The sequence below is a fragment of the Haloarcula mannanilytica genome (genome assembly GCF_005406125.1).
Classification (GTDB): domain Archaea; phylum Halobacteriota; class Halobacteria; order Halobacteriales; family Haloarculaceae; genus Haloarcula; species Haloarcula mannanilytica.
On sequence record NZ_BIXZ01000008.1, the window covers coordinates 16,526 to 42,021 of the forward strand.

At 62.5% G+C, this 25,496-nt stretch carries 19 protein-coding genes, 1 tRNA gene and 1 pseudogene; 15 read left to right on the top strand and 6 right to left on the bottom strand.

What is annotated here, in order from left to right; all coding sequences use genetic code 11:
- Nucleotides 1–17 precede the first annotated feature (17 nt).
- The 6 genes and pseudogenes from Harman_RS16755 (at nucleotide 18) to Harman_RS16780 (ending at nucleotide 9,241) form a co-directional block, all read left to right on the top strand.
- The gene (locus Harman_RS16755; protein ID WP_137684930.1) at nucleotides 18–2,090 is read left to right on the top strand and encodes a PrkA family serine protein kinase; all 2,073 of its coding nucleotides are present in this window, start codon (nucleotides 18–20) and stop codon (nucleotides 2,088–2,090) included.
- A complete protein-coding gene (locus tag Harman_RS16760; RefSeq protein WP_137684931.1) occupies nucleotides 2,090–4,372 on the top strand; it encodes a PrkA family serine protein kinase in 2,283 nt (760 codons plus the stop codon). Before Harman_RS16755 ends, Harman_RS16760 begins: the two co-directional genes overlap by 1 nt.
- Entirely contained in the window at nucleotides 4,363–5,679 is a 1,317-nt protein-coding gene (locus Harman_RS16765; protein ID WP_137684932.1) for a YeaH/YhbH family protein, read from the top strand. Before Harman_RS16760 ends, Harman_RS16765 begins: the two co-directional genes overlap by 10 nt.
- Nucleotides 5,676–7,715: a SpoVR family protein gene (locus Harman_RS16770; protein WP_137684933.1), complete on the top strand. Its 2,040-nt coding sequence runs from the start codon at nucleotides 5,676–5,678 to the stop codon at nucleotides 7,713–7,715. Before Harman_RS16765 ends, Harman_RS16770 begins: the two co-directional genes overlap by 4 nt.
- Before the next feature lie 108 nt (nucleotides 7,716–7,823).
- Nucleotides 7,824–8,810, top strand: coding sequence for a hypothetical protein (locus tag Harman_RS16775; RefSeq protein WP_137684934.1), 987 nt, complete (start codon nucleotides 7,824–7,826; stop codon nucleotides 8,808–8,810).
- Between the two features lie 38 nt (nucleotides 8,811–8,848).
- Nucleotides 8,849–9,241, top strand: a pseudogene (locus Harman_RS16780) (secondary thiamine-phosphate synthase enzyme YjbQ).
- Between the two features lie 27 nt (nucleotides 9,242–9,268).
- Here the strand turns inward: Harman_RS16780 and Harman_RS16785 are convergent.
- From Harman_RS16785 to glmU, 3 genes are all read right to left on the bottom strand, one after another.
- Nucleotides 9,269–11,254: an AMP-dependent synthetase/ligase gene (locus Harman_RS16785; protein ID WP_137684935.1), complete on the bottom strand. Its 1,986-nt coding sequence runs from the start codon at nucleotides 11,252–11,254 to the stop codon at nucleotides 9,269–9,271.
- A gap of 427 nt (nucleotides 11,255–11,681) precedes the next feature.
- Nucleotides 11,682–11,861: a DUF7576 family protein gene (locus tag Harman_RS16790; protein ID WP_137684936.1), complete on the bottom strand. Its 180-nt coding sequence runs from the start codon at nucleotides 11,859–11,861 to the stop codon at nucleotides 11,682–11,684.
- A 130-nt stretch (nucleotides 11,862–11,991) separates the two neighbouring features.
- On the bottom strand, nucleotides 11,992–13,173 hold the full coding sequence (gene glmU / locus Harman_RS16795) for a bifunctional sugar-1-phosphate nucleotidylyltransferase/acetyltransferase (RefSeq protein ID WP_137684937.1): 1,182 nt from the start codon (nucleotides 13,171–13,173) through the stop codon (nucleotides 11,992–11,994).
- Nucleotides 13,174–13,449: 276 nt separating this feature from the next.
- Here glmU and Harman_RS16800 point away from each other — a divergent pair, with 276 nt between their 5' ends.
- Complete coding sequence (locus tag Harman_RS16800; RefSeq protein WP_160140707.1) at nucleotides 13,450–14,835, top strand: right-handed parallel beta-helix repeat-containing protein; 1,386 nt, start codon at nucleotides 13,450–13,452, stop codon at nucleotides 14,833–14,835.
- A 248-nt stretch (nucleotides 14,836–15,083) separates the two neighbouring features.
- Here the strand turns inward: Harman_RS16800 and Harman_RS16805 are convergent.
- Both Harman_RS16805 and Harman_RS16810 read right to left on the bottom strand, forming a co-directional pair.
- Nucleotides 15,084–15,158 (bottom strand) — tRNA-Glu (locus Harman_RS16805).
- Between the two features lie 157 nt (nucleotides 15,159–15,315).
- Nucleotides 15,316–17,280: a 3-hydroxyacyl-CoA dehydrogenase/enoyl-CoA hydratase family protein gene (locus Harman_RS16810; protein ID WP_137684939.1), complete on the bottom strand. Its 1,965-nt coding sequence runs from the start codon at nucleotides 17,278–17,280 to the stop codon at nucleotides 15,316–15,318.
- A gap of 113 nt (nucleotides 17,281–17,393) precedes the next feature.
- Between Harman_RS16810 and Harman_RS16815 the strand changes: the two genes are divergently transcribed.
- The 3 genes from Harman_RS16815 (at nucleotide 17,394) to Harman_RS16825 (ending at nucleotide 20,054) form a co-directional block, all read left to right on the top strand.
- Nucleotides 17,394–18,551: an acyl-CoA dehydrogenase family protein gene (locus Harman_RS16815; RefSeq protein ID WP_137684940.1), complete on the top strand. Its 1,158-nt coding sequence runs from the start codon at nucleotides 17,394–17,396 to the stop codon at nucleotides 18,549–18,551.
- 276 nt (nucleotides 18,552–18,827) lie between these two features.
- Nucleotides 18,828–19,385: a serine O-acetyltransferase gene (gene cysE / locus Harman_RS16820; RefSeq protein WP_137684941.1), complete on the top strand. Its 558-nt coding sequence runs from the start codon at nucleotides 18,828–18,830 to the stop codon at nucleotides 19,383–19,385.
- A gap of 57 nt (nucleotides 19,386–19,442) precedes the next feature.
- Complete coding sequence (locus Harman_RS16825) at nucleotides 19,443–20,054, top strand: DNA-3-methyladenine glycosylase family protein (RefSeq protein ID WP_137684942.1); 612 nt, start codon at nucleotides 19,443–19,445, stop codon at nucleotides 20,052–20,054.
- A gap of 24 nt (nucleotides 20,055–20,078) precedes the next feature.
- Here the strand turns inward: Harman_RS16825 and Harman_RS16830 are convergent, their stop codons facing one another.
- A complete protein-coding gene (locus tag Harman_RS16830) occupies nucleotides 20,079–21,434 on the bottom strand; it encodes a RimK family alpha-L-glutamate ligase (RefSeq protein ID WP_137684943.1) in 1,356 nt (451 codons plus the stop codon).
- A gap of 88 nt (nucleotides 21,435–21,522) precedes the next feature.
- On the opposite strand from Harman_RS16830, the gene Harman_RS16835 reads away from it, so the two are divergent.
- From Harman_RS16835 to Harman_RS16855, 5 genes are all read left to right on the top strand, one after another.
- Nucleotides 21,523–22,545 carry a succinylglutamate desuccinylase/aspartoacylase family protein gene (locus Harman_RS16835; protein ID WP_137684944.1) on the top strand — a complete coding sequence of 341 codons (1,023 nt, stop codon included), beginning with the start codon at nucleotides 21,523–21,525 and terminating at the stop codon, nucleotides 22,543–22,545.
- 99 nt (nucleotides 22,546–22,644) lie between these two features.
- Nucleotides 22,645–23,064 (top strand): succinate dehydrogenase, cytochrome b556 subunit, encoded by a 420-nt coding sequence (gene sdhC / locus Harman_RS16840; protein ID WP_137684945.1) that lies wholly within the window; start codon nucleotides 22,645–22,647, stop codon nucleotides 23,062–23,064.
- Complete coding sequence (locus Harman_RS16845; protein ID WP_137684946.1) at nucleotides 23,064–23,429, top strand: succinate dehydrogenase hydrophobic membrane anchor subunit; 366 nt, start codon at nucleotides 23,064–23,066, stop codon at nucleotides 23,427–23,429. The genes sdhC and Harman_RS16845 overlap by 1 nt, the downstream gene beginning before the upstream one ends.
- Nucleotides 23,430–23,433: 4 nt before the next feature.
- Nucleotides 23,434–24,321 (top strand): succinate dehydrogenase/fumarate reductase iron-sulfur subunit, encoded by an 888-nt coding sequence (locus Harman_RS16850; protein ID WP_137684947.1) that lies wholly within the window; start codon nucleotides 23,434–23,436, stop codon nucleotides 24,319–24,321.
- A gap of 279 nt (nucleotides 24,322–24,600) precedes the next feature.
- Nucleotides 24,601–25,440 carry an ABC transporter permease gene (locus Harman_RS16855; protein ID WP_137684948.1) on the top strand — a complete coding sequence of 280 codons (840 nt, stop codon included), beginning with the start codon at nucleotides 24,601–24,603 and terminating at the stop codon, nucleotides 25,438–25,440.
- The last annotated feature ends 56 nt before the right edge of the window (nucleotides 25,441–25,496 follow it).

Sequence of the window (25,496 nt, forward strand, 5' to 3'; positions counted from 1 at the left end):
CGAACTACTGAGAGAGCATGAGCAAGAACAAAGAGACACTCGAAGCGCTGAGCAAGGAGTACCGTGACACGATACCAGCGGACCTCCGGAAGACGAACACGTTCGACTGGTATCTCCAACAGTTGTACGACGAACCAACGATTGCCCGCAACGCCCACCAGCGCGTCGCGGACATGTTCGACTACTACGGCACGACCTACGACGAGGAGGCCGGCGTTGTCGAATATGAACTGGCAAGTGAAGACCCACTCAACGATGGTGAGAACACCTTCTACGGGCGGGTCATCCACGAGGCGATCCACGAGTTCGTCAACAAAGTCAAATCCGGCGCTCGCGGGCTCGGACCCGAGAAACGTATCAAACTCCTCCTTGGTCCGGTCGGGTCGGGGAAGTCCGACTTCGACCGGCAGGTCCGGCGCTACTACGAGGATTACACGAGCCGGGACGACGGGCGGATGTACACGTTCCGGTGGACGAACCTCTGTGACGTCATCCACGACCAGGACCCCGCCGACGACGTGGTCCGGTCGCCGATGAACCAGGACCCGCTCGTGCTCCTCCCACAGGAGCAACGAGACAAGGTCATCGAGGACATCAACGAAGCCCTCGATGCGCCCTACACTATCCGGAACGAGCAGTCACTCGATCCGGCCTCGGAGTTCTACATGGACCGGCTGCTGGCGGAATACGACGACGACCTCCAGTCCGTCCTGGAGAACCACGTCGAGATCATCCGCTTCGTCGCCGACGAGAACCAACGCCGCGGCATCGAGACGTTCGAGCCCAAAGACAAGAAAAATCAGGACGAGACGGAACTGACCGGCGATGTCAACTACTCGAAAATCGCCATCTACGGCGAGAGCGACCCGCGAGCGTTCGATTACTCCGGGGCGTTCTGTAACGCCAACCGCGGCATCTTCTCGGGCGAAGAGCTGCTGAAGCTCCAGCGGGAGTTCCTCTATGACTTCCTGCACGCCAGCCAGGAGCAGACGATCAAGCCCAAGAACAACCCCCGTATCGACATCGACCAGGTCATCGTCGGCCGGACGAACATGCCCGAGTACCGGGACAAGAAGGGCGACGAGAAGATGGAGGCGTTCAACGACCGGACCAAGCGCATCGACTTCCCGTACGTCCTCCAGTACGAGGCCGAAGCCCAGATCTACCAGAAGATGCTGCGCAACGCCGACCTGCCCGACATTCAGGTCGAGCCACACACGCTGGAGATGGCGGGCCTGTTCGGCGTGCTCACCCGCATCGAGGAGCCGGACAACGAGTCCATCGACCTCGTGCAGAAGGCCAAGGCCTACAACGGCGAAATCGACGAGGCCGAGGATGTCGACGTGAAGAAGCTCCGCGAGGAGGCCGAGAAGATGGCCGACATCGGCGAGGGGATGGACGGCGTCTCCCCGCGGTTCATCGGCGACGAAATCGCCGAGGCCATCATGGACTCGATGCACCGCAGCCGGGACTTCCTCTCGCCGCTGACGACGTTCAACCACCTCGAAGGCAACCTCGAAAACCACGGCTCCATCGACGAGGAATCGTTCAGCAAGTACTACCGCTTCCTCGAACTCGTCCGCGAGGAGTACAAGGAGCGGGCCATCGAGGACGTGCGCCACGCGCTGGCCTACGACATGGACGAGATCCAGCGCCAGGGCGAGAAGTACATGGACCACGTCATGGCCTACATCGACGATGCGACCGTCGAGGACGAACTCACCGGCCGCGAGCAGGAACCGGACGAGCAGTTCCTGCGCTCGGTCGAGGAGAAACTGAACCTCCCCGAGGACCGCAAGGACGACTTCCGGCAGGAAGTGTCCAACTGGGTGTCCCGGCGTGCCCGCGAGGGTGACACGTTCAACCCACAGGACAACGACCGCCTGCGCCGTGCGCTGGAGCGCAAACTCTGGGAAGACAAGAAACACAACATCAACTTCTCCGCGCTGGTCTCCAGTTCGGAGATGGACGACGAGGAGCGCAACCAGTGGATCGACGCCCTCATCGAACAGGGATACTCCGAAGAGGGCGCCAAGGAAGTGCTTGAGTTCGCCGGTGCGGAGGTCGCCAAAAGCGAGATGGAAGAGTAATGACCGGCGAGGAGTACATCGACCGCGCGGACGAGTCACTCGACGCCGCCTACGAGGCCCCGATGAGCCTCGCGGAATACGTCGACACCGTCCTCGAAACGCCCCAGGTCGCGGCGCATGCCTCGAAGTATCTGCTTGATGCCATCGAGGCCGCAGGCACCCGAACCGTCATCGAGGAGGGCGAGGAGAAGGAGCGCTACCGCTTCTTTGATGACCCGCACAACGACGGCGAGCACGCCATCCTGGGCAACACCGAGGTGCTCAATGCCTTCGTCGACGACCTCCGCTCGATTGCGGCGGGCCGCGGGAAAGACGAGAAGATCATCTGGTTAGAGGGACCGACGGCAACGGGCAAGTCCGAACTGAAACGGTGTCTCATCAACGGCCTCCGGGAGTACTCGAAGACCCCCGCGGGGCGGCGCTACACCGTCGAGTGGAACGTCGCCGGGGCCGGCGGCAGCGCCACCAGCTTGACCTACGGGAACGCGGCGGTTGAGGACGAAGATGACTGGTACGAAAGCCCCGTCCAGGCCCACCCGCTGACGGTGTTCCCCGACGACGTGCGGACGGACCTGCTCGCCGAGGTCAATGAGCGGCTGGACGACCACATCCCGATTCGCGTCGACGGTCAACTGGACCCGTTCTCGCGGGAGGCCTACGACTTCCTCGAAGAGCAGTACCGGCGGCAGGGCGAGACGGACCTGTTCTCCGCCGTGACACAGCCCGCCCACCTCCGGGTGAAGAACTTCGTCGTGGACGTGGGACACGGCATCGGAATCCTCCACTCCGAGGACGAGGGGACGCCCAAGGAGCGGCTGGTCGGCTCGTGGATGCACGGCATGCTGCGGGAGCTCGATTCACGGGGCCGGAAGAACCCGCAGGCGTTCAGCTACGACGGCGTCCTCTCGCAGGGCAACGGCCTGCTGACCGTCGTTGAGGACGCCGCACAGCACGCCGACCTGCTCCAGAAACTGCTGAACGTCCCCGACGAGTCCCACGTCAAACTGGACAAGGGCATCGGGATGGACGTGGACACGCAGCTCATCATCATCTCCAATCCGGACCTGGAAGCCCAGCTCAACAAACACGCCGACCGCGAGGGCCAGGACCCACTGAAGGCGCTGAAACGCCGCCTGGACAAACACGAGTTCACGTACCTGACCAACCTCTCGCTGGAGGCCCAGCTCCTGCGGCGGGAGCTGACCAACGAGACGGAGGTCTGGGACCCCGAGTCCTGGGAGGAACTGGAGACGTGGATTCAGGAACCGCTGACCATCTCGGTCCGGGACGAGGTCGAGTCGGCGACCGACAAGGAACTGGCTCCCCACACCGTCGAGTCGGCCGCGCTGTACGCCGTCGTTTCGCGCCTCGACAGCGCCGAGATTCCGACCGGACTGGACCTCGTCGACAAGGCCCTGCTGTTCGACCGGGGCTACCTGATGGAGGGCGACGAGCGTGTCGACATCGACGACTACGACTTGGAGACCACCGCCGAGGACGGCGACCACGGCATCCCGGTCACCTATGTCCGGGACATCATCGCCGACCTCCTGCACGAGCCACAGGACCGCCATCATCCCGACCTCCCGGTCGAACACGTGCTGATGCCCCGGGACGTGCTCAACGCCGTCGCGGAGGGGCTGGAAGACGCCCCCGTGTTCTCGACCGGCGAGGCTACCGAGTACGAGGAGCGCGTCGTGACTGTCAAGAACTATATCTTCGGCCAGCAGGAGCAGGACGTGCTCGACGCGATGATGCGGGACAAACGCGTCGACGAGGCGACCGTCGAGGAGTACATCGAGCACGTCTACGCCTGGGAGTCGGACGACCAGATCGAAAACGAGCGGGGTGAACTCGTCGATCCGGACCCGCTGAAGATGAAGGTGTTCGAAATCGAGCACCTGGGCCGGTTCGACGAGAAGAACTACGACGGCAACGAGCCCGACCACGCCGTCGAGCAGTTCCGCACCGACAAGATCATCACGGCGCTGAACCGCCACGCGTGGCAGCGCCGGGACGAGGAGTTCCGCGTCGGCGACGTGAACCCCAAGGAAATCCCGGTCATCAACACAGTGCTTGGCAGCTACGACTGGGACGACATCCAGCGGACCTACGAGGACTTCGAGCCCGGGCAGTGGGACAACCCGCCGTCCGGGACCGAGACGGCCCGCCTCAAGGAGAAGACGCTGGATAACATGGTCGAGCTGTTCGACTATACGCCGGCGTCGGCCGAGCTGACGAGCCGACACGTCATGAGCCAGGTGAGTTACAGATGGGACTGAAAGACGACCTCGAACGGTACCGCGACGTGGGCGAGGAGCGCCGTCAGGACCTCGCCGAGTTCATTCAGTACGGCGACCTCGGGCAGTCCCGGGGCGACTCCGTCCGTATCCCCATCAAAATCGTCGACCTGCCGGAGTTCGAGTACGACCAGCGCGACCAGGGCGGCGTCGGCCAGGGCGAGGGAGCTGAGGAAGGCGACCCGGTCGGCCAGCCACAGCCCCAGCCCGGCGACGGTGATGGCGACGAGGACGGCGAGCCCGGCGAGGAGGGCGGCGAACACGAGTACTACGAGATGGACCCCGAGGAGTTCGCCGAGGAGTTGGACGAACAGCTCGGGCTCGATCTCGAACCCAAAGGGAAGAAAGTCATCGAGGAGAAGGAGGGCGACTTCACGGACATCACGCGGACCGGCCCCTCCTCGACGCTCGACTTCGAGCGGCTGTTCAAGAAGGGGCTGAAGCGAAAGCTCGCGATGGACTTCGACGAAGAGTACGTCCGCGAAGCGCTCAAAGTCGACGGCTGGGGGCCGGCCACTGTCTACGAGTGGACCCGCGAGGGGAACATGCCGGTCTCGAAGGCGTGGATCGACGACGCCTACGAGGAACTCCCCGACGGCGAGAAAGCCGTCTGGGACTCCATCGAGGAGATGGAGGACAACGTCGAGCGAGTCGAGACCTCACAGCGCATCCGCCGGGAGGGCGTCGACCAGATACCCTTCCGCCGCGAGGACGAACGGTACCGCTACCCCGAAATCGTCGAGGAGCGCGAGAAAAACGTCGTCGTCGTGAACATCCGGGACGTGTCGGGATCGATGCGCCAGAAAAAGCGGGAACTCGTCGAGCGGACGTTCACGCCGCTCGACTGGTATCTCACTGGCAAGTACGACAACGCCGAGTTCGTCTACATCGCCCACGACGCCGACGCCTGGGAGGTCGACCGCGAGGAGTTCTTCGGCATCCGCTCGGGCGGAGGCACCCGCATCTCCAGCGCGTACGAACTCGCGGCGGAAATCCTAGAAGAGGAGTACCCCTGGAGCGAGTGGAACCGCTACGTGTTCGCGGCGGGCGACAGCGAGAACTCCTCGAACGACACCGAGGAGAAGGTCATCCCGCTGATGGAACAGATTCCGGCAAACCTCCACGCCTACGTGGAGACCCAGCCGAGCGGCAACGCCATCAACGCCACCCACGCCGAGGAGGTCGAACGCTCCTTCCGCGATGCCGACAACGTCGCGGTCGCGTACGTCTCCTCGCCGGAGGACGTGGTGGACGCCATCTACGACATACTCAGCACGGAGGACCAATGAACAACGATAGATTCGCGAAACAACGCATTGCCGACGACCTCGAAGAGCCCGTCGAGGAGGCTGGCAACCTCGCCCGGAAACTCGGGCTGAAACCCTACCCGGTGAACTACTGGATCGTCGACTATGACGAGATGAACGAACTCATCGCCTACGGCGGGTTCCAGCAGCGGTACCCACACTGGCGCTGGGGGATGCAGTACGACCGCCAGCAGAAACAGGGGCAGTTCCTCGGCGGCAAGGCCTTCGAAATCGTCAACAACGACGACCCCGCCCACGCGTTCCTGCAAGAGTCCAACACCCTGGCTGACCAGAAAGCGGTCATCACCCACGTCGAGGCCCACGCGGATTTCTTCGCCAACAACGAGTGGTTCCGCATGTTCACCGACAGCTCTTCCCGGACGACGACCGACGAGTCCGGGAGCGAACGCCGGCGCGGCCCCGACGCCGCCGGGATGCTCGCCCGCCACGGCGACACCATCCAGGAGTACATGCAGGACCCCGACATCGAGCGGGCCGAAGTCGAGCGGTTCATCGACCACGTCCTCTGTCTGGAGGACAACATCGACCAGCACGTCCCCTACAGCCCGGTCGAGACAGTCCCACAGGAGTTCGAGGACATCGAAGGGGCTGACGTGACCGGCCAGCTAGAGGACCTCGACCTCTCCGAGGAGGTCAAGCGCCAGGTGTTCGACGAGGACTGGCTCGACGCCCAACGCGACGACGACGAGAACGTCTCCTTCCCCGCCGAACCGGAGAAGGACGTGCTCGGCTTCCTCCGGAAACACGGCATGCAGTACGACGAGGACGCCGAGCGAGCCACGGAGATGGAGGACTGGCAGAAAGAACTGCTCGAACTCCTGCGCCGGGAGGCCTACTATTTTGCCCCTCAAAAAATGACAAAAATAATGAACGAGGGGTGGGCCTCCTACTGGGAATCCCTGATGATGACCGGCGAGCGCTTCGCAGGCGACGACGAGTTCGTCCTCTACTCCGACCACATGTCGAAGGTACTGGGGTCGGGCGGGCTGAACCCCTACAGCCTCGGCCTGGAGATCTGGGAGTACGTCGAGAACACGGAGAACCGCCGGGAGGTCATCGAGCGTCTGCTTCGCGTCAAGGGCATCACTTGGCGGAACTTCGACGACAGCATCGACTACGAGACCGTGCAAGCGCATCTGGAGCCGCCGACGTGGCTCACTGACGTGCCGAACCACCTCGACGATCTCGACCCAGAGGACCCGCGGGTCGACAGCGATGGACTGGCAGCGGCCCGCGACGGCGAGTTCGACATCGAACAGTACCCCTGGAAGGTTCTGACCTACGAAGGGCTGGCCCAACGGCACTACTCGCTGGTCAAGCCCCAGTACCGCGGGTTCGTCTCCCGTATCGGCCAGGAGGAACTGGAACGGACCGCCCGCTACATGTTCGACGACTCGCGCTACGACAGCATCGAAGCCGCGCTTGCGGACGTGGACTACACCCGCGGCTGGGAACGCATGCGTGAGATCCGGGAGAGCCACAACGACGTGACCTTCCTCGATGAGTTCCTCACCCAGGAGTTCGTCGACGACAACGACTACTTCACCTACGAGTACACCCACGCCTCCGGCGACTACCGCGTGACCTCGACGGACCACGAGGACGTAAAAAAGAAGCTGATGTTGCAGTTCACCAACTTCGGGAAGCCAACCGTCGTCGTCGAGGACGGCAACTACAAGAACCGCAACGAACTGCTGTTAGCCCACCAGTACAACGGCGTGATGCTCGACATCGGGCAAGCCAAAGAGGTGCTCAAGCGGACCTTCGAGCTGTGGGGTCGGCCCGTGAACCTCCTGACCATCGTCAAGGAGTTCGACGACCACGACGTGGAGGTTGCCAAGCGCCGCGACCGCGAACCCGAACCCGAGGAAGTCGGCAAGCGCATCCGCTACGACGGGGAGAGCGTGACCGTCACCGACGTGGACTGGTCGGAGGTGGAACACCTCACTGCGACCGACATCGACTACAACACCAAGCCCGACGAGTGGCTCGCCTGAACGGGGACCGCTCCGAGCGTTTGTCGTCGTGAAACGATAGGTGGCCTTATTTATCCAGGGTTTGTATCTGCTGACAGGTGTGGAGCGCCGGCTGGCGCTCCAGGTGAGATGGACAATCGGATACGAACGGGTGGACTCGCTGTGCTCGTCACCGTCTGGGTAGTCGTAACTGCAGGGGCCGGAGCAGGCGTCACGTACGGCCTGCTGTCCGATGAGGCCACCGCGTCCGGAACCATCCAGATCGAAGTCGGGTCGGCGACCCCGCCGGATGGGGAGGCGTACAACGACGCGAACGGCAACGGGCGGTACGACGAGGGGGAGACGACGTACTCGGCGGACGAACTGGCCGATTTTAATGACCCATCAGCGAACCTCGTAATTCCCGAGAGCGTCGAGTCAATCGAAGAACAAAACGACGATATCCAAATCCGTGCATCCAGTATTTCATACAACGGCACAGTTGAATCACAGAATGGCGACGTATCGCTAACGGCAGTCAACGGTGACATCATTGTCGACGGAGCCGCGCTGGATTCACAGAACGGGCAGGTAGTACTGGATGCACAGAGTGGAGGTATCTCACTGACAGACGGAACTATTACGGCACAGAACAACGACTTTAGTCTGTCCGCACAGGAGTCGGTAAATCTGACCGGGACCACCGTAGACCTCCAGAACGGGAACGTTCAGGTCACCACAAGTGGGTATCTCAGCATTGACGGAGCGCAGATCAGCGCAGCGAACAACCACATCTCACTTCGTGCCCGAGAGATTTCGGCTAAAGACGCATATGTGTCGTCGAGCAATAACTACGTCAGGCTCTCAGCAACCCGAAACGGCGGCGGATATCTCGACGTAACCAGTTCAACACTTTCCTCGCAGAACAACGACATAACGCTCGAATCGAACGGCGATATCCGGGCGAACGACTCGTCGATAGAGACGAAAAACGGCGCGGTCACTGCCGACCTCGGGATAACGGAGGCGACCCTGTACCTCGACGGGGCGACCATCGAGGATGGAGACGACGCCATTGCTTACCAGCCGAACGGAATCCGTGTCGTCCCGAGCGATGGCCCGGCGACTGGATCCTGACCGGAGCGTTTGTGTCGCGTCCGTTCGTGGGCGCAGCTATGCCAACGAATCGGTTCACCGTCTCGACTGACGACCGGCTTTCGGTCGTCGATATCACCTAGCGAGTCCGGGACGCGATTCCCGAAGACGCAGCGGGGACCTGCACCGTGTTCGTCCGTCACACCACCGCGGGAATCACCGTCAACGAGGCCGAGCCGCGCCTGCTTGGCGACCTCGGCGACGCGCTCGGAGACCTCGTTCCGGACGCCGGCTGGGACCACGACGAACTGGACGGCAACGCGGACGCCCACGTCCGGGCGATGGTTGTCGGGGCGAGCGAGACGATTCCCGTGCGCGACGGCGACCTCGATGTGGGGACGTGGCAGTCCGTGCTACTGGTGGACTGCGATGGCCCGCGCGAGCGAGCCGTGGACGTGGTCGTCAACGGGTGAGACGACGACATTGTCGACGACCGGCAGTCAAGAGAGGTCGACCTGCTCCTCGCCATAAATCTCGGCGAGTTTGTCGCGGTACGCGCTGCGGATGTTGCGTCGCTTCTTCTTCATCGACGGCGTGAGGAAGTCGTTTTCGGCGGTCCATTCCTCGGAAACGAGCGCGAACGCCTTGATTCGCTCGACGCGTTCGAGGTCCTCGTTGACCTCGTCGACAGCCGCCTGGACCCACTCCCGGAGGCGCTCGTCATCGACCAGCGCTTCGGGGTCGTCGGGGATATCGAGGTCCCGGCTGTCGGCCCACCGACGGAATTCCTCGAAGTTCGGCACGAGTATCGCGCCGACGAACTTCTGGTCGTCGCCGACGACCATGACCTGGTCGATCCGGTCGCTCGTCGCAAACTGATCTTCGATGGGCTGTGGGGCGACGTTTTTCCCCGTCGAGAGGACGAGCAGTTCCTTGAGCCGGTCGTGGTAGATGAGGAAGCCATCATCGGTCCGCTCGACGATATCGCCGGTTCGGAACCACTGCGTCCCGTCGATTTCGGTGATGGTCCGCGCCGTCGCGGCGTCATCGTTCCAGTACCCATCGGTGACGTTCGGGCCGTCGACAAGTAGTTCGCCGACTTCACCGGCCACGTCGTCGAGGTCGCTGGCGTCAACGACTGCGGTGTCGAGGTGAACAGCTACGTCCGGGACCGGCGGTCCCAGCGTTCCGGGGCGGATGTCTTCCGGCGGGTTCACCGTCAGAACTGGCGCTGTCTCCGTAAGTCCATACCCTTCGAGTATCGGCAGTCCCATCCCGAGGAACGTCTCACAGAGTGTTTTCGAGAGGCTGCCGCCGCCGCTGACCATGAATTCGATGTTGCCGCCGAGCCGGTCTTTGACAGTGCTGTAGACGAGACGGTCCGCGAGCGTGTGTTTGGCTCGAAGTACCGCTCCCGGGTCGTCGCTGCGGGCGTACTCGCGGGCTACGTTGAGCGACCAGTCGAAGATCCGTTCCTTGATCGGGGACCCACTGGCCTGCGTTCGCATCGTATCGAATATCCGCTCGTACACCCGCGGGACGCTCGCGCCTGTCGTGGGTTCGACTGCCCGGAGGTCCTCGGCCAGCGTGTCTGGACTTTCGGCGTAGCTGACGGCGGCACCCGAGGCGTACATCAGGAAATGGCCTGCGAGACGCTCGAACACGTGTGCCAGCGGGAGAAAGGAAATCGAGCGTGTGTCCGCAGAAATCGTCGGCAGGTCGGGGTCTTTGTCCGGGCGTGGTCCCATTCGCTTGCGGGTCTGGTTGACGTTCGCCCGAAAGTTCCGGTGGGTGAGCTTGACCCCCTTCGGTTGGCCCGTCGTCCCGGAGGTGTAGATGATGCTCGCGAGATCGTCGGGATCGCGCTCGTCGAGCCAACGCCGGTACGTGGCCTCGTCAAACGCCTTCTCGCCGCGCTTGTACACTGACCCGAGCGTGTACACGTCCTCGCGGTCCACGTCGGTGTCGTCCATGACGACGATAAACGACAGCGACAGGTCGTCCTCGACAGCGAGGACGCGCTCCAGCATCTCGTCGTTCTCGACGACAACGGCACTCGCCCCCGGGTCCGAGAGCAGATAGCGGACCTGCTTCGGCGAGGAGTCCGTGTAAACGGTCGTCACCACCCCACCAGCGGAGAGAAGGGCAAAATCACTTAGCGCCCACTCCATCCGCGTGTCCCCTAAAATGCCGACGTGTGTATCCGAGGTGACGCCGAGGTCACGAAACCCCGCGGCCAGGTGTTTGACCACGTGATGCATCCGCTCGTAGCTGAGTTCTGCGTAGTCACCGTCGGGGGCGGGGGGAACCACGTCGTCGGTCAGTGACCGGTCGTAGACGCCGCCCTTGTACAGTTGCGCCGCCGTATCGGCGTTTCGCGTTGCACTCTCGTCGAACATCTCGCCCAGCGTGTCGTCGCGGATAGCCTCGTCGGTGTAGGCCGTCTCGACCTCGCGCCAGCCACGTGGATGATCGCCCGCAGTCATGTCATGGCTCGGTGTTCGCCGGGCGCACCCAAATACGTGTAGGATGTTAACACTCGGATAGTTTGTCGGAGTTGTTTCCCACGGCGGACTCGGTATCCGAACAGGGACAGTGGCTATCAAACCCACACAGACGTTGAGATAGAGGGTCTCGTACAGTCAGCTAAACGACCCCCGTTCGGATGTGGCGACTAATTAGTTCGGCCGGGAGAATGAGAACGCCGTCGTCTACGCCGATATCGACCCAGGAGACAGTGCCACAGGGGGAGTGTCGCCACGCTCCAAACGTGGTCTATCACGTCGACACGCCGCTGGGCCGAGAGAGATGCGTTACAGGCTCGGTAACGTCACCGGTCATTGGTGGGCAAAACACGCAGGCATACAGTCGGAAAGCAGCGTACGGTCGCTCAAAGAACAGTCAGAAGGAGCGTTACTGCCACTCCATTCGGCACTCTTCGTCACAGAAGTGGGCGGTTTCGACGCTGTTGTCCTCTATCCATGTGATGACGCGGTGTGTCACCTCGTTGGCGATAGGGGCACCGCATGTGGCACACTCCGGTGCCTCGTCCTCGTCGATATCTTCGTGGTGATCGGATGTCGGGTCGACCATCTTACTTGAGCGTGTCTTTCACGGCACTTAATCCCACATACTTGCGGTGTACGTCACGATCCTACACGAACAGTGGTCAAGCCGCTGGATACTCCAACTACGTCACAAATGGCTTACAGGTGAGTTCCTGTTATCGATCCCGGGTCACGGACTCGCCGGGCGTGGTCGTTGCGCCGGAAGAGAGGACGACCCCGGCGTTCAGGCTGGTGTTGATGGCCGTTTTCGCGCCGTCACCCGCGACGACGCCGAACTTCCGCCGACCCGTCGAGACGCGATCGCCTTTCACCGTGATCCGGACCGGGTCGCCGTCGTGGCGCAGGTTCGCCACCTGCGTCCCCGCGCCGAAGTTGACTTCGCGCCCGATGACGCTATCGCCGACGTAGGAGACGTGGGGGACGTTCGAGTCAGCCATCAGGACCGTGTTCTTGAGTTCGACGCCGTGGCCGACGTGGGTGTCCTCGCCCAGGAGGGTCGCGCCGCGGACGTAGGCGTTCGGCCCGACGTGTGCGCCCGAGCGGACCAGCGCCGGCCCCTCGATGACGACGCCGGGTTCGATGACTGCGCCTTCCTCGACGACGACTTCGCCGCGCAGGTCGGCATCGCCGCGCACCTCGCCGTCGAGTCGCCGGTCCAGTTGGCCCAGCTTCCATTCGTTGGCTTCCAGCAGTTCCCAGGGCCGGCCCACGTCGAGCCAGCGGTCGACCTCGACGGCAGTGACCGTCGACTCCTCGATGACCGTGGCGAGCACGTCGGTGATTTCCCGCTCGCCGCGGTCGCTCATCGGCACATCCAGCCAGTTCCGGGCCTCAGCGGGGAAGACGTACGCCCCGGCGTTGGCAAGATCTGTCGGCGGGTCGTCCGGCTTCTCGACGATGCCAGTGATGGTGTCGCCCTCGGTCGACAGCACGCCGTAGCTCGTCGGGTCATCCACCTGGTAGGCGGCGACCGACGGCGCGGCGTCGAAGAGACCGCTGAGGCTCTCGGAGTCGTAGAGGTTGTCACCGTTGAGGACCGCGAAGGGGCCGTCGAGGTATTCCTCCGCGGCGGCGACGGCGTCGGCGGTCCCCAGTTGCTCCTCCTGCACGGCAAAGCGGACCGGGACGCCGCCGTACTCGTCGCCGAAGTACGACCGGACCGCCTCGGCCTCGTAGCCCACGACGAAAATGAGTTCGTCCGCCCCCGCCTGGATTGCCGTGTCAGCGGTGTGTGCCACCAGCGGCCGGTCGGCGACCGGAAGCATCGGCTTCGGCGTGTGGTCTGTCAATGGCCGCATGCGTGTCCCCTGCCCCGCCGCGAGTACGACTGCTTGCATGGTCGCCCCCTCGCCCGGCCCCGAAAAATACCTACCGCTGTTGACTCGTTCGGAGTAGGTTCAACAAACAACCGTCGTTCATGGATACCGCATCTCTCTACGGCGTTTTCGCCGTCGGGGAGCGCGATTCAGAGGACGACTCGAAGCCTCCGTATACTTTTTAATGATGGTCAGATTAAACGTACTATGGATTTAGGTCTCCGTGGGAACGGGGTGGGGGAACACCCTGTTCGTGCTGTTTCGGCTGTTTTGCTGGCCCTGGTGATTGTCTCAGTGGTGGTTAGCGTCAGCTTCGGCTGGATCGGCCTGCTTCGGGGTGAACCCGTAAACGGTACAGACGCCGGCACTGGCTCTACCGCTCCGGATACAGTAGCAGGTACTGAAACAGATGCTGACAAATCGACTACCCGCGAAGTGGTTCATGTCGCTGGAAACCGACAGTTCTGTAGCTACACGGTCCCCCAGCAACAGGAACCCGCTTACACGGTATCCCCTGAAGACGGTGCCTCGGGGATCCAGCAGGCGATAGATACTGCGGAACCGGGCGACCTGATCTATCTCGAAGGCGGAACCTACGAGATGGATTCGACGCTCTCGATAGACGGAAACGGGTCGGAGGGGAACAGAATCACGCTGGCTGGCAAGCCCGGAGAGCGGCCGGTACTTGATTTCTCGCAGCTATCGGCACCGGATACGGAGGACCCGGAGTTCGACTTCGGCGCTGCAGTCGAGGTCAACGGGGAGTACTGGACGATGCGAAACGTCGAGGTGAGAGAGAGTCCCGGGTTCGGCATCCGGGCCCAACACGGTGAGCACCATCTGGTAATCGAGAACGTGGAGTCATACAACAACACGCTGACCGGACTTGCCCTGATCGAGAGTTCCCACAACGAGATCAGGCATTCTAGCTTCCACCACAACTACGATCCGATGAACGTCGGCGAACACGCGGACGGAATCGGTATCAAACAAGGCCCCGACCCCCAGGGGAAAAACGCCAACGAGAACCTGGTGTACTGTACGGACATGTATCTGAACTCCGACGATGGCTTCGACGGCTACCGGTCGAACGACAACGACATCTTCTACAGCCGAGCCTGGGAGAACGGGAAAATAAACGGGACCGTCTTAGCTGAATCCGGGAACGGAAACGGGTTCAAGTTCGGCCCGCACAGCGCCGGCGGCCATCTCGTGGTCGGGAACATGGCGTGGGGCAACGAGAGAAAAGAAGAAGGAGAGTACTCGAAGGCGACGGGGTTCGACTACAACGGTGCCGGAGAACCGATCATTCTGTATCATAACACGGCCTGGAACAACGAGATGGGCTTCAACTTCCAGAACGATGGCGCGATCCTGATAAACAACCTCGCGGTCGGAAACGATGTCGAAAGCAAAATCTGGATCAGTTATCCCGAAGAGTACAACATCTTTACCACGTCGGACGACCGGGTCAGTTTCCGCAGTACCGACCCGGCGGACCCGGACTTCCTGATGCCGGAATCCGGGACGGACGCAGTGGATGCCGGAGATAGCATTGATTCGCTGGACTGGGGGACAGTCCAGTCCACACCAGATATCGGTGCAGTGGAACTCCATGAGAACGCGAGCGGTACCGTCGAGGCCTCGACTGACGTACCGGCAGCCAACCGAAGCGCGTCGTGAGTGTGTCACCCGGTACGTGAACCGGACCAAGACGCTCGGTCTCACCCGGTTCGACCGCTGTGACGTGTATTTAAATCCACACAGCACAGCAGCCGCTCACTGATTTGTTCGCGACAGCAATGTGCTCGGTCAGGGATTTGAACCAGAACCAGACGTGCTCGCTCACTTCGTTCGCTATGCGCGACTGGTAGGGCTCAAATCCCTTCGTTAGACAGCCGTGGCTCGCGTATTTGCTCGCCGCAGGAATGTGCTCGGTCAGGGATTTGAACCCTGGTCCTCGGCTCGAAAGGCCAAGATGATTGGCCGGACTACACCAACCGAGCGTACTCTGGCGTTTCGGGTGCTGGGATTTAATCCCATCGAAATAGCCGCTACCTGAGGATGCGTACCACTGACGTGGGGCTGTCGTGAGTAGAGACACTTCAGCGTCGGGGGCGTCGAAAAAGAAATCGTAGATTCGGTCAGAGCGACAGTTCTGCTTTATTTGCCTTCGAACTCAGGTTCCTCGTCGCCCATGAAGGCGTTGATGCCCTCCATCACGTCGTCGGTTCCGATAAGGTGGCCGAAGGCCTGCGATTCGACTTCGAGGCCGGCGTCGATGTCATCACGGCCGGCGAGCATCGCACGCTTGGTCAGTTTCTGGGCGACCGGCGGCCCGGCGGCCATGTCAGTCGCCAGTTCGAGCGCCCGCTCGTGGAGCGAATCGTTGTCAACGACCTCGTTGATGAAGCCGTACTCGGCCAGTTCGGCGGCGTCGTAGCGCTCGGCGGTGAAGATGATCTCCTTGGCGCGGCCCTCGCCGACGATGCGGGCGAGCCGCTGGGTGCCGCCCCAGCCCGGCAGCAGACCGAGGTTGTGCTCGGGCTGGCCCAGTTCGGAGCGTTCTGAGGCCACGCGGAGGTCGGCACAGGTCGCCAGTTCCATCCCGCCGCCCAGCGCGTAGCCGTCGATACCGGCGACGACCGGCATCGAACATTCTTCGAGCTTGCCGAAGGTCTGCTGGCCCTTGCGGGAGAGTTCGATAGCGGAAAGCGGCGTCGCGTTCGAGGCCATCGACTGCACGTCGGCTCCAGCCGAGAACGCCTTGTCGCCGGCCCCGGTCAACAGGATGGCGCGTACCTCGTCGTCGGCTTCGAGCAGGTCGACGGCGTCGGCGAGGTCGTCCATCAGTTCGGGGCTGACGGTGTTCATCCGGTGTGGGCGGTCGAGTTCGATGTGCCCGACCATGTCGCCGGGATATTCGACGTTGATGTTTTCGAACTCGGCGTCGCCCTCGTCCTCGCTACCGTAGAAGCCGCCCTCCTCTGCGGCCTCACGGAGCCCGTCGGAGACGGCGTATCGCTCCGCACCTGTTTCCTCATAGGTTGTTTCCAGCGTGTCGACGAGCGTCTCCAGCCCGGTCTTGTCGGCCATCTTCGCGGGGCCGTCCGGGAAGCCGCCGCCGAGCTTCACGGCCTGGTCGATGTCAGCGACCGGGGCCACGTCGTTCTCGACCAGCTTCCCGACCTCGTTTGCCATCACGGCGACGAGGCGGTGCTCGATGTCCTCGCGGCCGGCGTCGGTCGGGATATCGACACCGCCGTTCTCATAGTCGTAGAACCCTTTGCCGGTCTTCTTCCCGAGTTCCTCGTTTTCGACCTTCTCTTCGAGCAGGGGACACGGGGCGTAGGGCTCGCCCAGCACCTCGTGCATGTACTCAAGGACGTGCAGACCCACGTCGTTGCCGACCTGGTCCGACAGCTCGAAGGAACCCATCGGCAGGCCCATGTCGAACTTCGTCGTCGAGTCGACCTCGGCGACGGTCGCCTCGTCGTCGTGGACGAGCCAGGCGGCCTCGTTCATCAGCGGGACGAGAATTCGGTTAACGATGAATCCCGGCGAGTCCTTGCGGACGCGAACCGGCGTCTTCTCGAAATCCTCGGCGAGGGCCTCGATGGCCGCTAAGGTCTCCTCGCTTGAGTGGGCACCGGAGATGACTTCGACAAGTTGCATCCGCACCGGCGGATTGAAGAAGTGCATCCCACAGAACTGCTCGGGGCGTTCGGTCACCTCCGACAGTTCCGTAATGGAGAGGCTGGAGGTGTTCGTGGCGAAGATGGCGTCCTCGGGCGCGTACTCCTCGACTTCCGTGTACACGTCCTTCTTGATCTCCATCTTCTCGGGGACCGCCTCGATGACTACGTCGACATCGCTGACGGCTTCCTCGACATCGACAAGGGGCGTCACGCGATCCAGCGCCGCGTCGGCTTCGTCCTGGGTGAGCTGGTCTTTCTCGGCGAGTTTGTTCAGCGACCACTCGATGTTGTCGTAGCCGTCCTGAACGAACTCGTCTTTGATGTCCCGCATTCGCACGTCGTAGCCTGCGAGCGCGGCCACTTCGGTGATTCCATGGCCCATATTCCCGGCACCGAGTACGGCGATAGTGTCAATATCCTCGAAATCCATGACATATCGTTCCACTGTCGGCCGACGCTTCAACGTTTCTCTCGGGACCAAACCACTCTCCCGTTTATTTCGGATTACGAACCATTAATGGATTCCACGTCAACACACCGCACATGGACTTCGGACTGACCGACGAGCAGCGCCAGATCAGAGACGAGGTGGCTCGGTTCGCGGAAAACGAGATCAAACCCGTCGCGACCGAGTACGACACGGAAGAGAAGTTTCCCCGGGAAATCGTCGAGTCGGCCGCGGAGATGGGGCTGACAGGGGCAAACATCCCGCTGGAGTACGGCGGCGCGGGCTATGACACGCTGACAAACGCCATCATCGCCGAGGAACTGTTCGCGGCCGACCCCGGTATCGGCCTGAGCATCCAGTCGGCGGCGTTCGGGGCAGACGCCATCATCGGCTTTGGCTCCGAGGCCCAGAAGGAGGAGTACTTAGAGCCCGTGGCGACTGGCGACGCCATCATGGGCACGGCCATCTCCGAACCCGACACCGGCTCGGACGTGTCCTCGGTGTCGACGCAGGCGCGCAAGGACGGCGACGAGTGGGTCATCAACGGCACCAAGATGTGGATCACGAACGGCTCCGTCGGCGACTACTTCGTCGTCCTCTGTGAGACCGACCCCGACGCAGAGGGGCGGTACAACGGCTTCTCACAGATCCTCGTCGAGTCCGACCGCGACGGGTTCGAGGCCGAGAAGATCACCGGGAAACTGGGGATCCGCGCGTCGGACACGGCGGAACTCATCCTTGATGACGTGCGCGTGCCTGAAGATAATCTCGTGGGCACGCGCGGGGCCGGCTTCCTCCAGATCATGCAGTTCTTCGACGAGACCCGGACCGGCGTGGCCGCACAGGGCGTCGGCATCGCCCGCGGGGCTGCCGAGCGAGCCTTGGAATACGCACAGGACCGCGAGCAGTTCGGCCAATCCATCTCGGAGTTCCAGGCCATCCAGCACAAGCTCGCCGAGATGTTCACCGAAATCGAGGCGGCGCGCCAGCTCACGTACAAGTCCGCCTGGAGCGTCGACAACGCCGACGACCAGCTCACCCAGCTGGCGTCGATGGCCAAGGAGAAAGCGTCCAGAGTCGCCGTCGAGACGGCCGACGAGGCCGTCCAGATCCACGGCGGCGCGGGCTACGTCAACGACTTCGATGTCGAGCGGTTCTACCGCGACGCCAAGATCACACAGATCTACGAAGGGACCACCGAGATACAGAAGAACATCATCGCCCGGGAACTGCTCGGAAAGGGGATGACCTGATCGCCCCTCGCAGTCGGCGGTCACCGCCACTCGCCGGACCGTTCGTTCCAGCAGACACGACAGTCGGTCGAACCACTGCCTTTTAAGCCGCTGAGCGACGTATTTGAGCCAACCATGGGCGACCGATCCCCACGCCGCGTTGCTCGCCCGTCTCGGACCGCGACCAGTGGCCGCGCTCCCGTTTCCTGTTGTTGTTGCCGTTGACTCCAGTCCGATGATTCGGACCACGACTGATTGGCTCGCTCACAGACGACACGCTCTCCCACAAGACACACCATGTTCGACCGACTGAAAGCGGATATCCGTACAGCACTCGCAAAGGACCCGGCTGCGACGAGCGCCACGGAGGTCGTGCTCACCTATCCCGGCCTGCACGCGATCTGGGCCTATCGCATCGCCCACTGGCTCTGGGGCCACGACCGGAAACTGCTCGCCAGACTCGTCTCGCATCTCACTCGGTTCCTGACCGGCGTCGAAATCCACCCCGCCGCCGAAATCGGCGAGCGCGTGTTCATCGACCACGGAATGGGTATCGTCATCGGCGAGACAGCCGAAATCGGCGATGACGTGCTCCTGTACCACGGGGTGACGCTGGGCGGCACATCCATGCGCCGGGAGAAGCGCCACCCGACGGTTGAGGACGGCGCGACCATCGGCGCTGACGCCTCGATAATGGGGCCAATCACCGTCGGGGAGAACGCCTCCGTCGGCGCTGGGGCCGTCGTCGTCGACGACGTGGCCCCGGAGACGACCGTCGTCGGCAACCCTGCAAAGCCCGTCGGTGCGGCCGGCGTCGCCTCGCCCAGCCCCGACCCCGTCATCGCCGACGGCTAAGTATCACCCCGACGGCGACAGACACGTTCTTTTCGCTCGGGGCGCTACCACGGAGCGATGAGTGACTCGCCACACGAGACGCTGCGTGCAGACCCCGACATCGGCCCGCTCGTCGAGGCCCACGGTGCACTCACGCTGGACCCGACGCCGGACCTGTTCGAACGGCTCGTCGTCTCGATTCTCCGCCAGCAGGTGTCGATGGCATCGGCTGCCGCGACGCGGGAACGGCTGTTCGACGCCGTCACCGTGACGCCAGCGGGCATCAAGAACGCCGACGACGAGGTGCTCCGGGACGCCGGGCTCTCACGGCAGAAGACCCGCTACGTCAACGAAGTCGCCGACGCGTTTCTGGAACACGACTACTCGCTGGAAACCTTCGAAGACGCTTCCGTCGAGGAAATCCGCGCGGAACTGACCGCCATCACGGGCGTCGGCGACTGGACCGCAGACATGCAACTCTTGTTCGCCTTCGGCCGCGAGGACGTGTTCCCGGTCGGCGATCTGGGCATCCGCAAGGGGTTCGAGGCCGTCGTCGGTGAGGGGTACAGCCGCGCGGAAATGGCCGAGTACGCCGAGCGCTGGTCGCCGTATCGCAGTTACGCGAGCCTGTATCTGTGGCGGGCCAGCGAGGACATCGCCGAGAGTGTCGAGGAAGTGAGCGAAGACTGACGGCGGGCGGTCCTCCGGCTATCGTTACTCCTCGCTTTGCTCTTCTTCCTCTTCGGTGTCTGCTTCCAGCTCGTCGTCCGCGCGTCGGTTCACGTCGACCTGGTAGTGCTTGAGAATATCGCGCCCGAGCAGGAGCGGGTAGTCCATGTGCGAGCGGTCTTCGACGCTGGCCGTGACGGTGTGTTGGGTCCCGCCGACGCCGACGACGAGGTCGACGACCGGGCGCGAGCGGCCGGACTTGACGCTCCCGGACTTGATCTTGACGATGTCGAGTATCGGGCCGGTCCCGATTTCGGCCGCGAGTTTGGCGTCGATGCTGGTCCGGGTTGCGCCGGTGTCAGATTTGGCGAGCACCGATTTGGTCCCCTGCGTCCCGGTGACCACGACCTCCTCGATATAACCGACGACGACGCTCTCCTGTGCTTTGGGCTGTGGCTTCTTCGGCGTACACGCCGGTTTTGAGTCGTCGAGCCGGTCCGAGAGGCGTTCGACCGTCGCGTCGTCGACGCTGCCGCCGGCCCGCTCGATAGCGAGCTTGGCGATGTAGGGCGCGGGACTGACGCCGCTTGCCTTGAATAGCCCGCGGAACCCGGCGGTGGGGTTCACTTCGAGCACGTAGTAGCCGTCCTCGCTCTGGACGATGTCGACGCCGGCGTAGTCCAGCCCGATGGCCTCGACCGAATCAAGCGCGATCTCCCTGACGCGCTCGGGGAGTTCGCCGGTCATGTCCTCGACCTCGCCGCCGAGCGCGACGTTCGTCCGCCACTCTCCCTCGGGTGCGTAACGGTTCATCGCACCGACGATCTGGTCGCCGACCACGTACACGCGGAGGTCGTGGTGACGCTTCTTGTCATGTTCCATGTACTCCTGTAAGAAGGCGTAGCGGCCGCCGACCTGGGCGTTGACCTGGTTTTCCAGATCGACCATCCACGTCCCGCCGCCGTGGGTCCCGATGGCCGTCTTGTACACCGCACGGTCGCCAAAGCGGCCCCGCTCGTCGTTGAGTCGGTCGTTCGACAGCGCGAGCAGGGCGTCGGGGACCGGGACGCCGGCGTCAGCCAACGCGGCGGCGCTGGCGAACTTGTGCAGGGCCGTCGTCGCCGCCATCGGCTCGTTCAGCATCGGCGCGAGCCGGCTGATCGTCATCCCCAGGCCGATCCCCTCCGCGGGGTGTTCGTTACTGGAAAGCAGCAGTCGGTTCGAAACCACGTCGACACTGGGGTTGAGCGTCATCTCGCCGTCCGTGACGCTAACGGCGGTATTCTCGGTGCGAAGCCACTCCGTGTCGTAGCCCATCTCGTCGACGGCGTTCAGGATGGCCTTCGACTCCTTGCTGGAGTGCAGACTGAGAACGCCGACGGTGATGTCCTGGTCGCTCATGGTGACGCGTTCTGTCGGCGATAGTAAAGGTGTAAGGATACTCACCTGTCCCGGAGAGGTTTTAGCCGCCGCATCTCGTTGTGATGGCATGGAGGAGGCCAGGGCGTTCACCTTCGATGGCGGCCGCGTCGCGCCGGGTGAAACCCGCAATGTCCGCTACACGGTCAGCGAGACGTATCTGGGCGACGCGGTCAGAATACCGGTCACGATAGTCAACGGGGAGCGACCCGGACCGACGGTGTTTCTCACCGCGGCGGCCCACGGCGACGAACTCAACGGCATCGAGGTCGTCCGGGAGGTCGCCCACGAGTGGAACCACGAGGGGTTGGCGGGCACGCTCGTCTGTCTCCCGGTGTTGAACGTCCCGGCGTTTCTCGCTCAGGAACGGTATCTGCCCATCTACGACCGCGACCTGAACCGCTCGTTCCCCGGCGACCCCGACTCGACCAGTGCAAAGCGGATGGCCCACGAGATATTCCGGAACTTCCTCGCCCCCTGTGACGTGGGACTGGATTTCCACACGTCCACGCGCGGGCGAACGAACATGCTGCATGTCCGGGCGGACATGGACGACCCGGAGGTCTCGCGGGTCGCCAACGCCTTCGCCTCGAACGTCATCATCTCTTCGTCGGGGCCGTCGGGGTCGCTCCGGCGGGAACTGAGCGATGCTGGTGTCCCGACAATCACGATAGAGATGGGCGAGGCCCACCGGTTCCAGCGCCCGCTCATCGATTCCGCGCTGGAGAGCGTGCGGTCGGTGCTCGCGGAGTTCGGCCTGCGCGAGTCCGACACCGTCCGGTGGCCGGGCTGGCGGACGGTTATCGACGACAACGGGGAGAAGACCTGGATCCGCGCGGACTCCGGTGGGCTGGTGGATATGCACTACGACCGCGGCGACCTGGTGTACGAGGACGACGTGATCTGTACGATCACGAACCCGTTCAAGACCGAGAACACGCTGATGCGTGCGCCGTTTACCGGCCTGCTGGTCGGCATCCTCGAGAATCCGCTGGTGTACCCCGGCAACCCGCTCTGTCATCTGGTTCGGCTGGACGACAGGACACAGCGAGCCATCGAGTGGAACCGCCGGACGAACGACGACGATTGGTAACGACGAAGTAGTCAATTGACGAACGTCTTCGGGCTGGTTTCCGGCGATAGCCGTCCGTTCTAGAAACTACTATCTGTCCCCGGACTAACCCCCCTGTGTATGAGTCAGTCTTACAATCGCGGCACCGTCGAGGATTTCGGACGGTGGCGGGAGTTCTCGGCCGGGATGTGGGCCTGGATATTCCACAAGTTCACCGGCTGGGTGCTCGTGGGCTACCTGTTCACCCACATTGCCGTGCTGAGCACTTCGGTCGGCGTCGACCCGGCGAGCGCGCAGGCAGGCAGCGACCTCTACACCAGCACTATCAGCGGCCTCGAATCGCTGCTGATCGTCCGGTTCCTCGAAGTCGGGCTGCTGGCTGTCGCTGTCTTCCACATCCTCAACGGCATCCGACTGCTGATGGTTGACCTCGGAGTGGGGCTTGAATCGCAGGACAAGAGTTTCTACGCGTCGCTGCTGCTGACCGGCGCAATCGTCGTCGCCAGCGTGCCGACGTTCCTCGGAGGGAAACTAGCCTGATGGCACAGCACTACTCCTCCTTTGACCGTGGCGGGCGTCGCTGGCTGTTCCAGCGGCTGACAGCGGTGTTCCTCATCGGCGTCCTGGCCTTCCACTTCATGCTGTTGCACTTCGTGAACCACGCCGCTGACCTCACGTTCCTGGGCACGCAGGCCCGGATGAGCCAGGTCAGCTACTTCGCGACGATGTGGCTGTTCCTCGTCACCGCGACGTTCCACGGCGTCAACGGCGTGTACAACGCACTGGTCAACCAGGGACTTACCGGCTCCCGGAAGAACGCAGTCAAATACCTGCTCGGCATCGCCGGCCTCCTGCTCGTCGTGCAGGGGACCCGCGTGTCGCTGGCTATGACGACCCTCGTCTGAAACTATGAGTACGCAAATCGAACAACAGGAGACCGAGACCGAAGCCGACGAAGAGACAGAACCCGAGGTCGAATCCCCGGGCGAGCGTCGGCGCGCACAGCGAGACGAACGGCAAGCCATCGAGGAGGCACAGCGCGAGACCGAAGAAGCGTCGCTGGACGACGAGAACACGATCACGCTGAAAGTGTTCCGCTACGACCCCGAGGTCGAGGGGAAGCAGGAACCACGCTTCGATGACTTCCGCGTGCCGTTCCACAAGGGGATGACCGTCCTCGACGCCCTCATCTACGCGCGGGACCACTACGACTCCTCGCTTACCTTCCGACACTCCTGTCGGCAGGCTGTCTGTGGCTCTGACGCGCTGTTTGTCAACGGCAAGCAGCGCCTGGGCTGTAAGACCCAGATGTCCGAACTCGATGACCCGGTCCGCATTGAACCACTGCCCCACCAGGAAGTGGTCAAGGACCTCGTCGTGGACATGGAGCACTTCTACGACCAGATGGAGGCCGTCGAGCCGTACTTCGACGCCGACGAGACCCCGGACGACAAGCTCGAAGAGCAGCGCCAGACCCGGGAGAACCGCGAGAAGGTCAAGATGTCCACGCGGTGTATCTGGTGTGGCGCGTGTATGTCCTCGTGTAACATCGCCGCCGGCGACAACGAGTACCTCGGCCCGGCCGCCATCAATAAGGCCTACCGGTTTGCGATGGACGAACGCGAGGGCGAGAACCGAAAGCAGGAACGGCTTCGCATCATCGAGCAGGAACACGGTGTCTGGCGCTGCCAGACCCAGTTCTCCTGTACTGAAGTGTGTCCGAAGGACATCCCGCTGACCGAGCACATCCAGGAGCTGAAGCGGGAAGCGGTCAAGAACAACCTGAAGTTCTGGTGAATTCAGGTAGCATCCCTTCTGCAGAAAGCCGCTAGTCGTCAGGTACGCCGCGTCTGTCGCCACCTGCGAAATTACCCTGTGTAGAGGCGTCTGCTGATTCAACCGCACCAAACCAACGCGTCTGGGGAGAATATATAGGCGGCAAATGATGCAGGTTTTGTAGAATTGTTCACATAAGTGACCCAGAGTAACCTGAGATAGTCACCACAGGGACATAGGCCCACAGTGCATTCAGGAGCTATCAAGATTTATTGGCTACTTTGGACAACTATTCTACAAATGTCCCTCCCTGCGGTCATCAGGAAAGATTTCAACGACGCAATCCGCTCAGGAACGTTCCTCGCTACCACCCTGTTGTTCGTCCTCGTTGCCGGATTCTGGGCGGCGATTCAGCACGTCCCGCTGACGGCTTCGGCGAGCGATGTCCCGACCAGCACGCTGGCGCTGCTCAACAGTATGGGCCAGCCGATGAGTTTCTTTGTCCCACTGCTGGGGTTAGGCATCTCCTATGCCGCTATCGCCGGTGAGCGTGACAGCGGGAGCATCAAGCTCCTGCTCGGCCTGCCGAACTCGCGCCGTGATGTTATTCTCGGGAAGTTCATCGGCCGGTGTGCCGTTTTGACTATCGCTATCCTCAGCGGCTATTTTGTCGTCGCTGTCTTCGCACTGTTCACCTACGAATCATTTGCGGCCGTCAAATTCGTGCTCTACACCATCTTGACGGTCTTCTACGGTGCGGTCTATGTCGCAATTGGTATCGGCTTCTCGTCGATAATGAAGTCTCAGTACACAGCGGTTATTGGTGCGGGGGGACTTTACATCCTCTTTCAGCTCGGATGGGACGTTGTAACGGCTATTCTGCAGGTCATCACTGTCGGCTACACGCCCCCAGATTCCGGTGCACCTCCGTGGCTGATTGTCGTCCACGCTCTCAACCCGACTGCGGCTGTCGGCTACGCGGCACGGGCGATAATCCCCACGTTCGACGAAATAATGTCCTACCCAGTATCGGCGTCATTCTATCCTCCGAAGTGGGCCGGGTTCGCCATTCTTGGGGCCTGGCTCGTTCTATCACTCGGGTTCGGCTACATTCGGTTCCAGTCGGCCGATATAATGTAACGTTGCACAGTCCGACAACGATGACGACGTGATGCGTCCGTTCCCCACTCTGCACT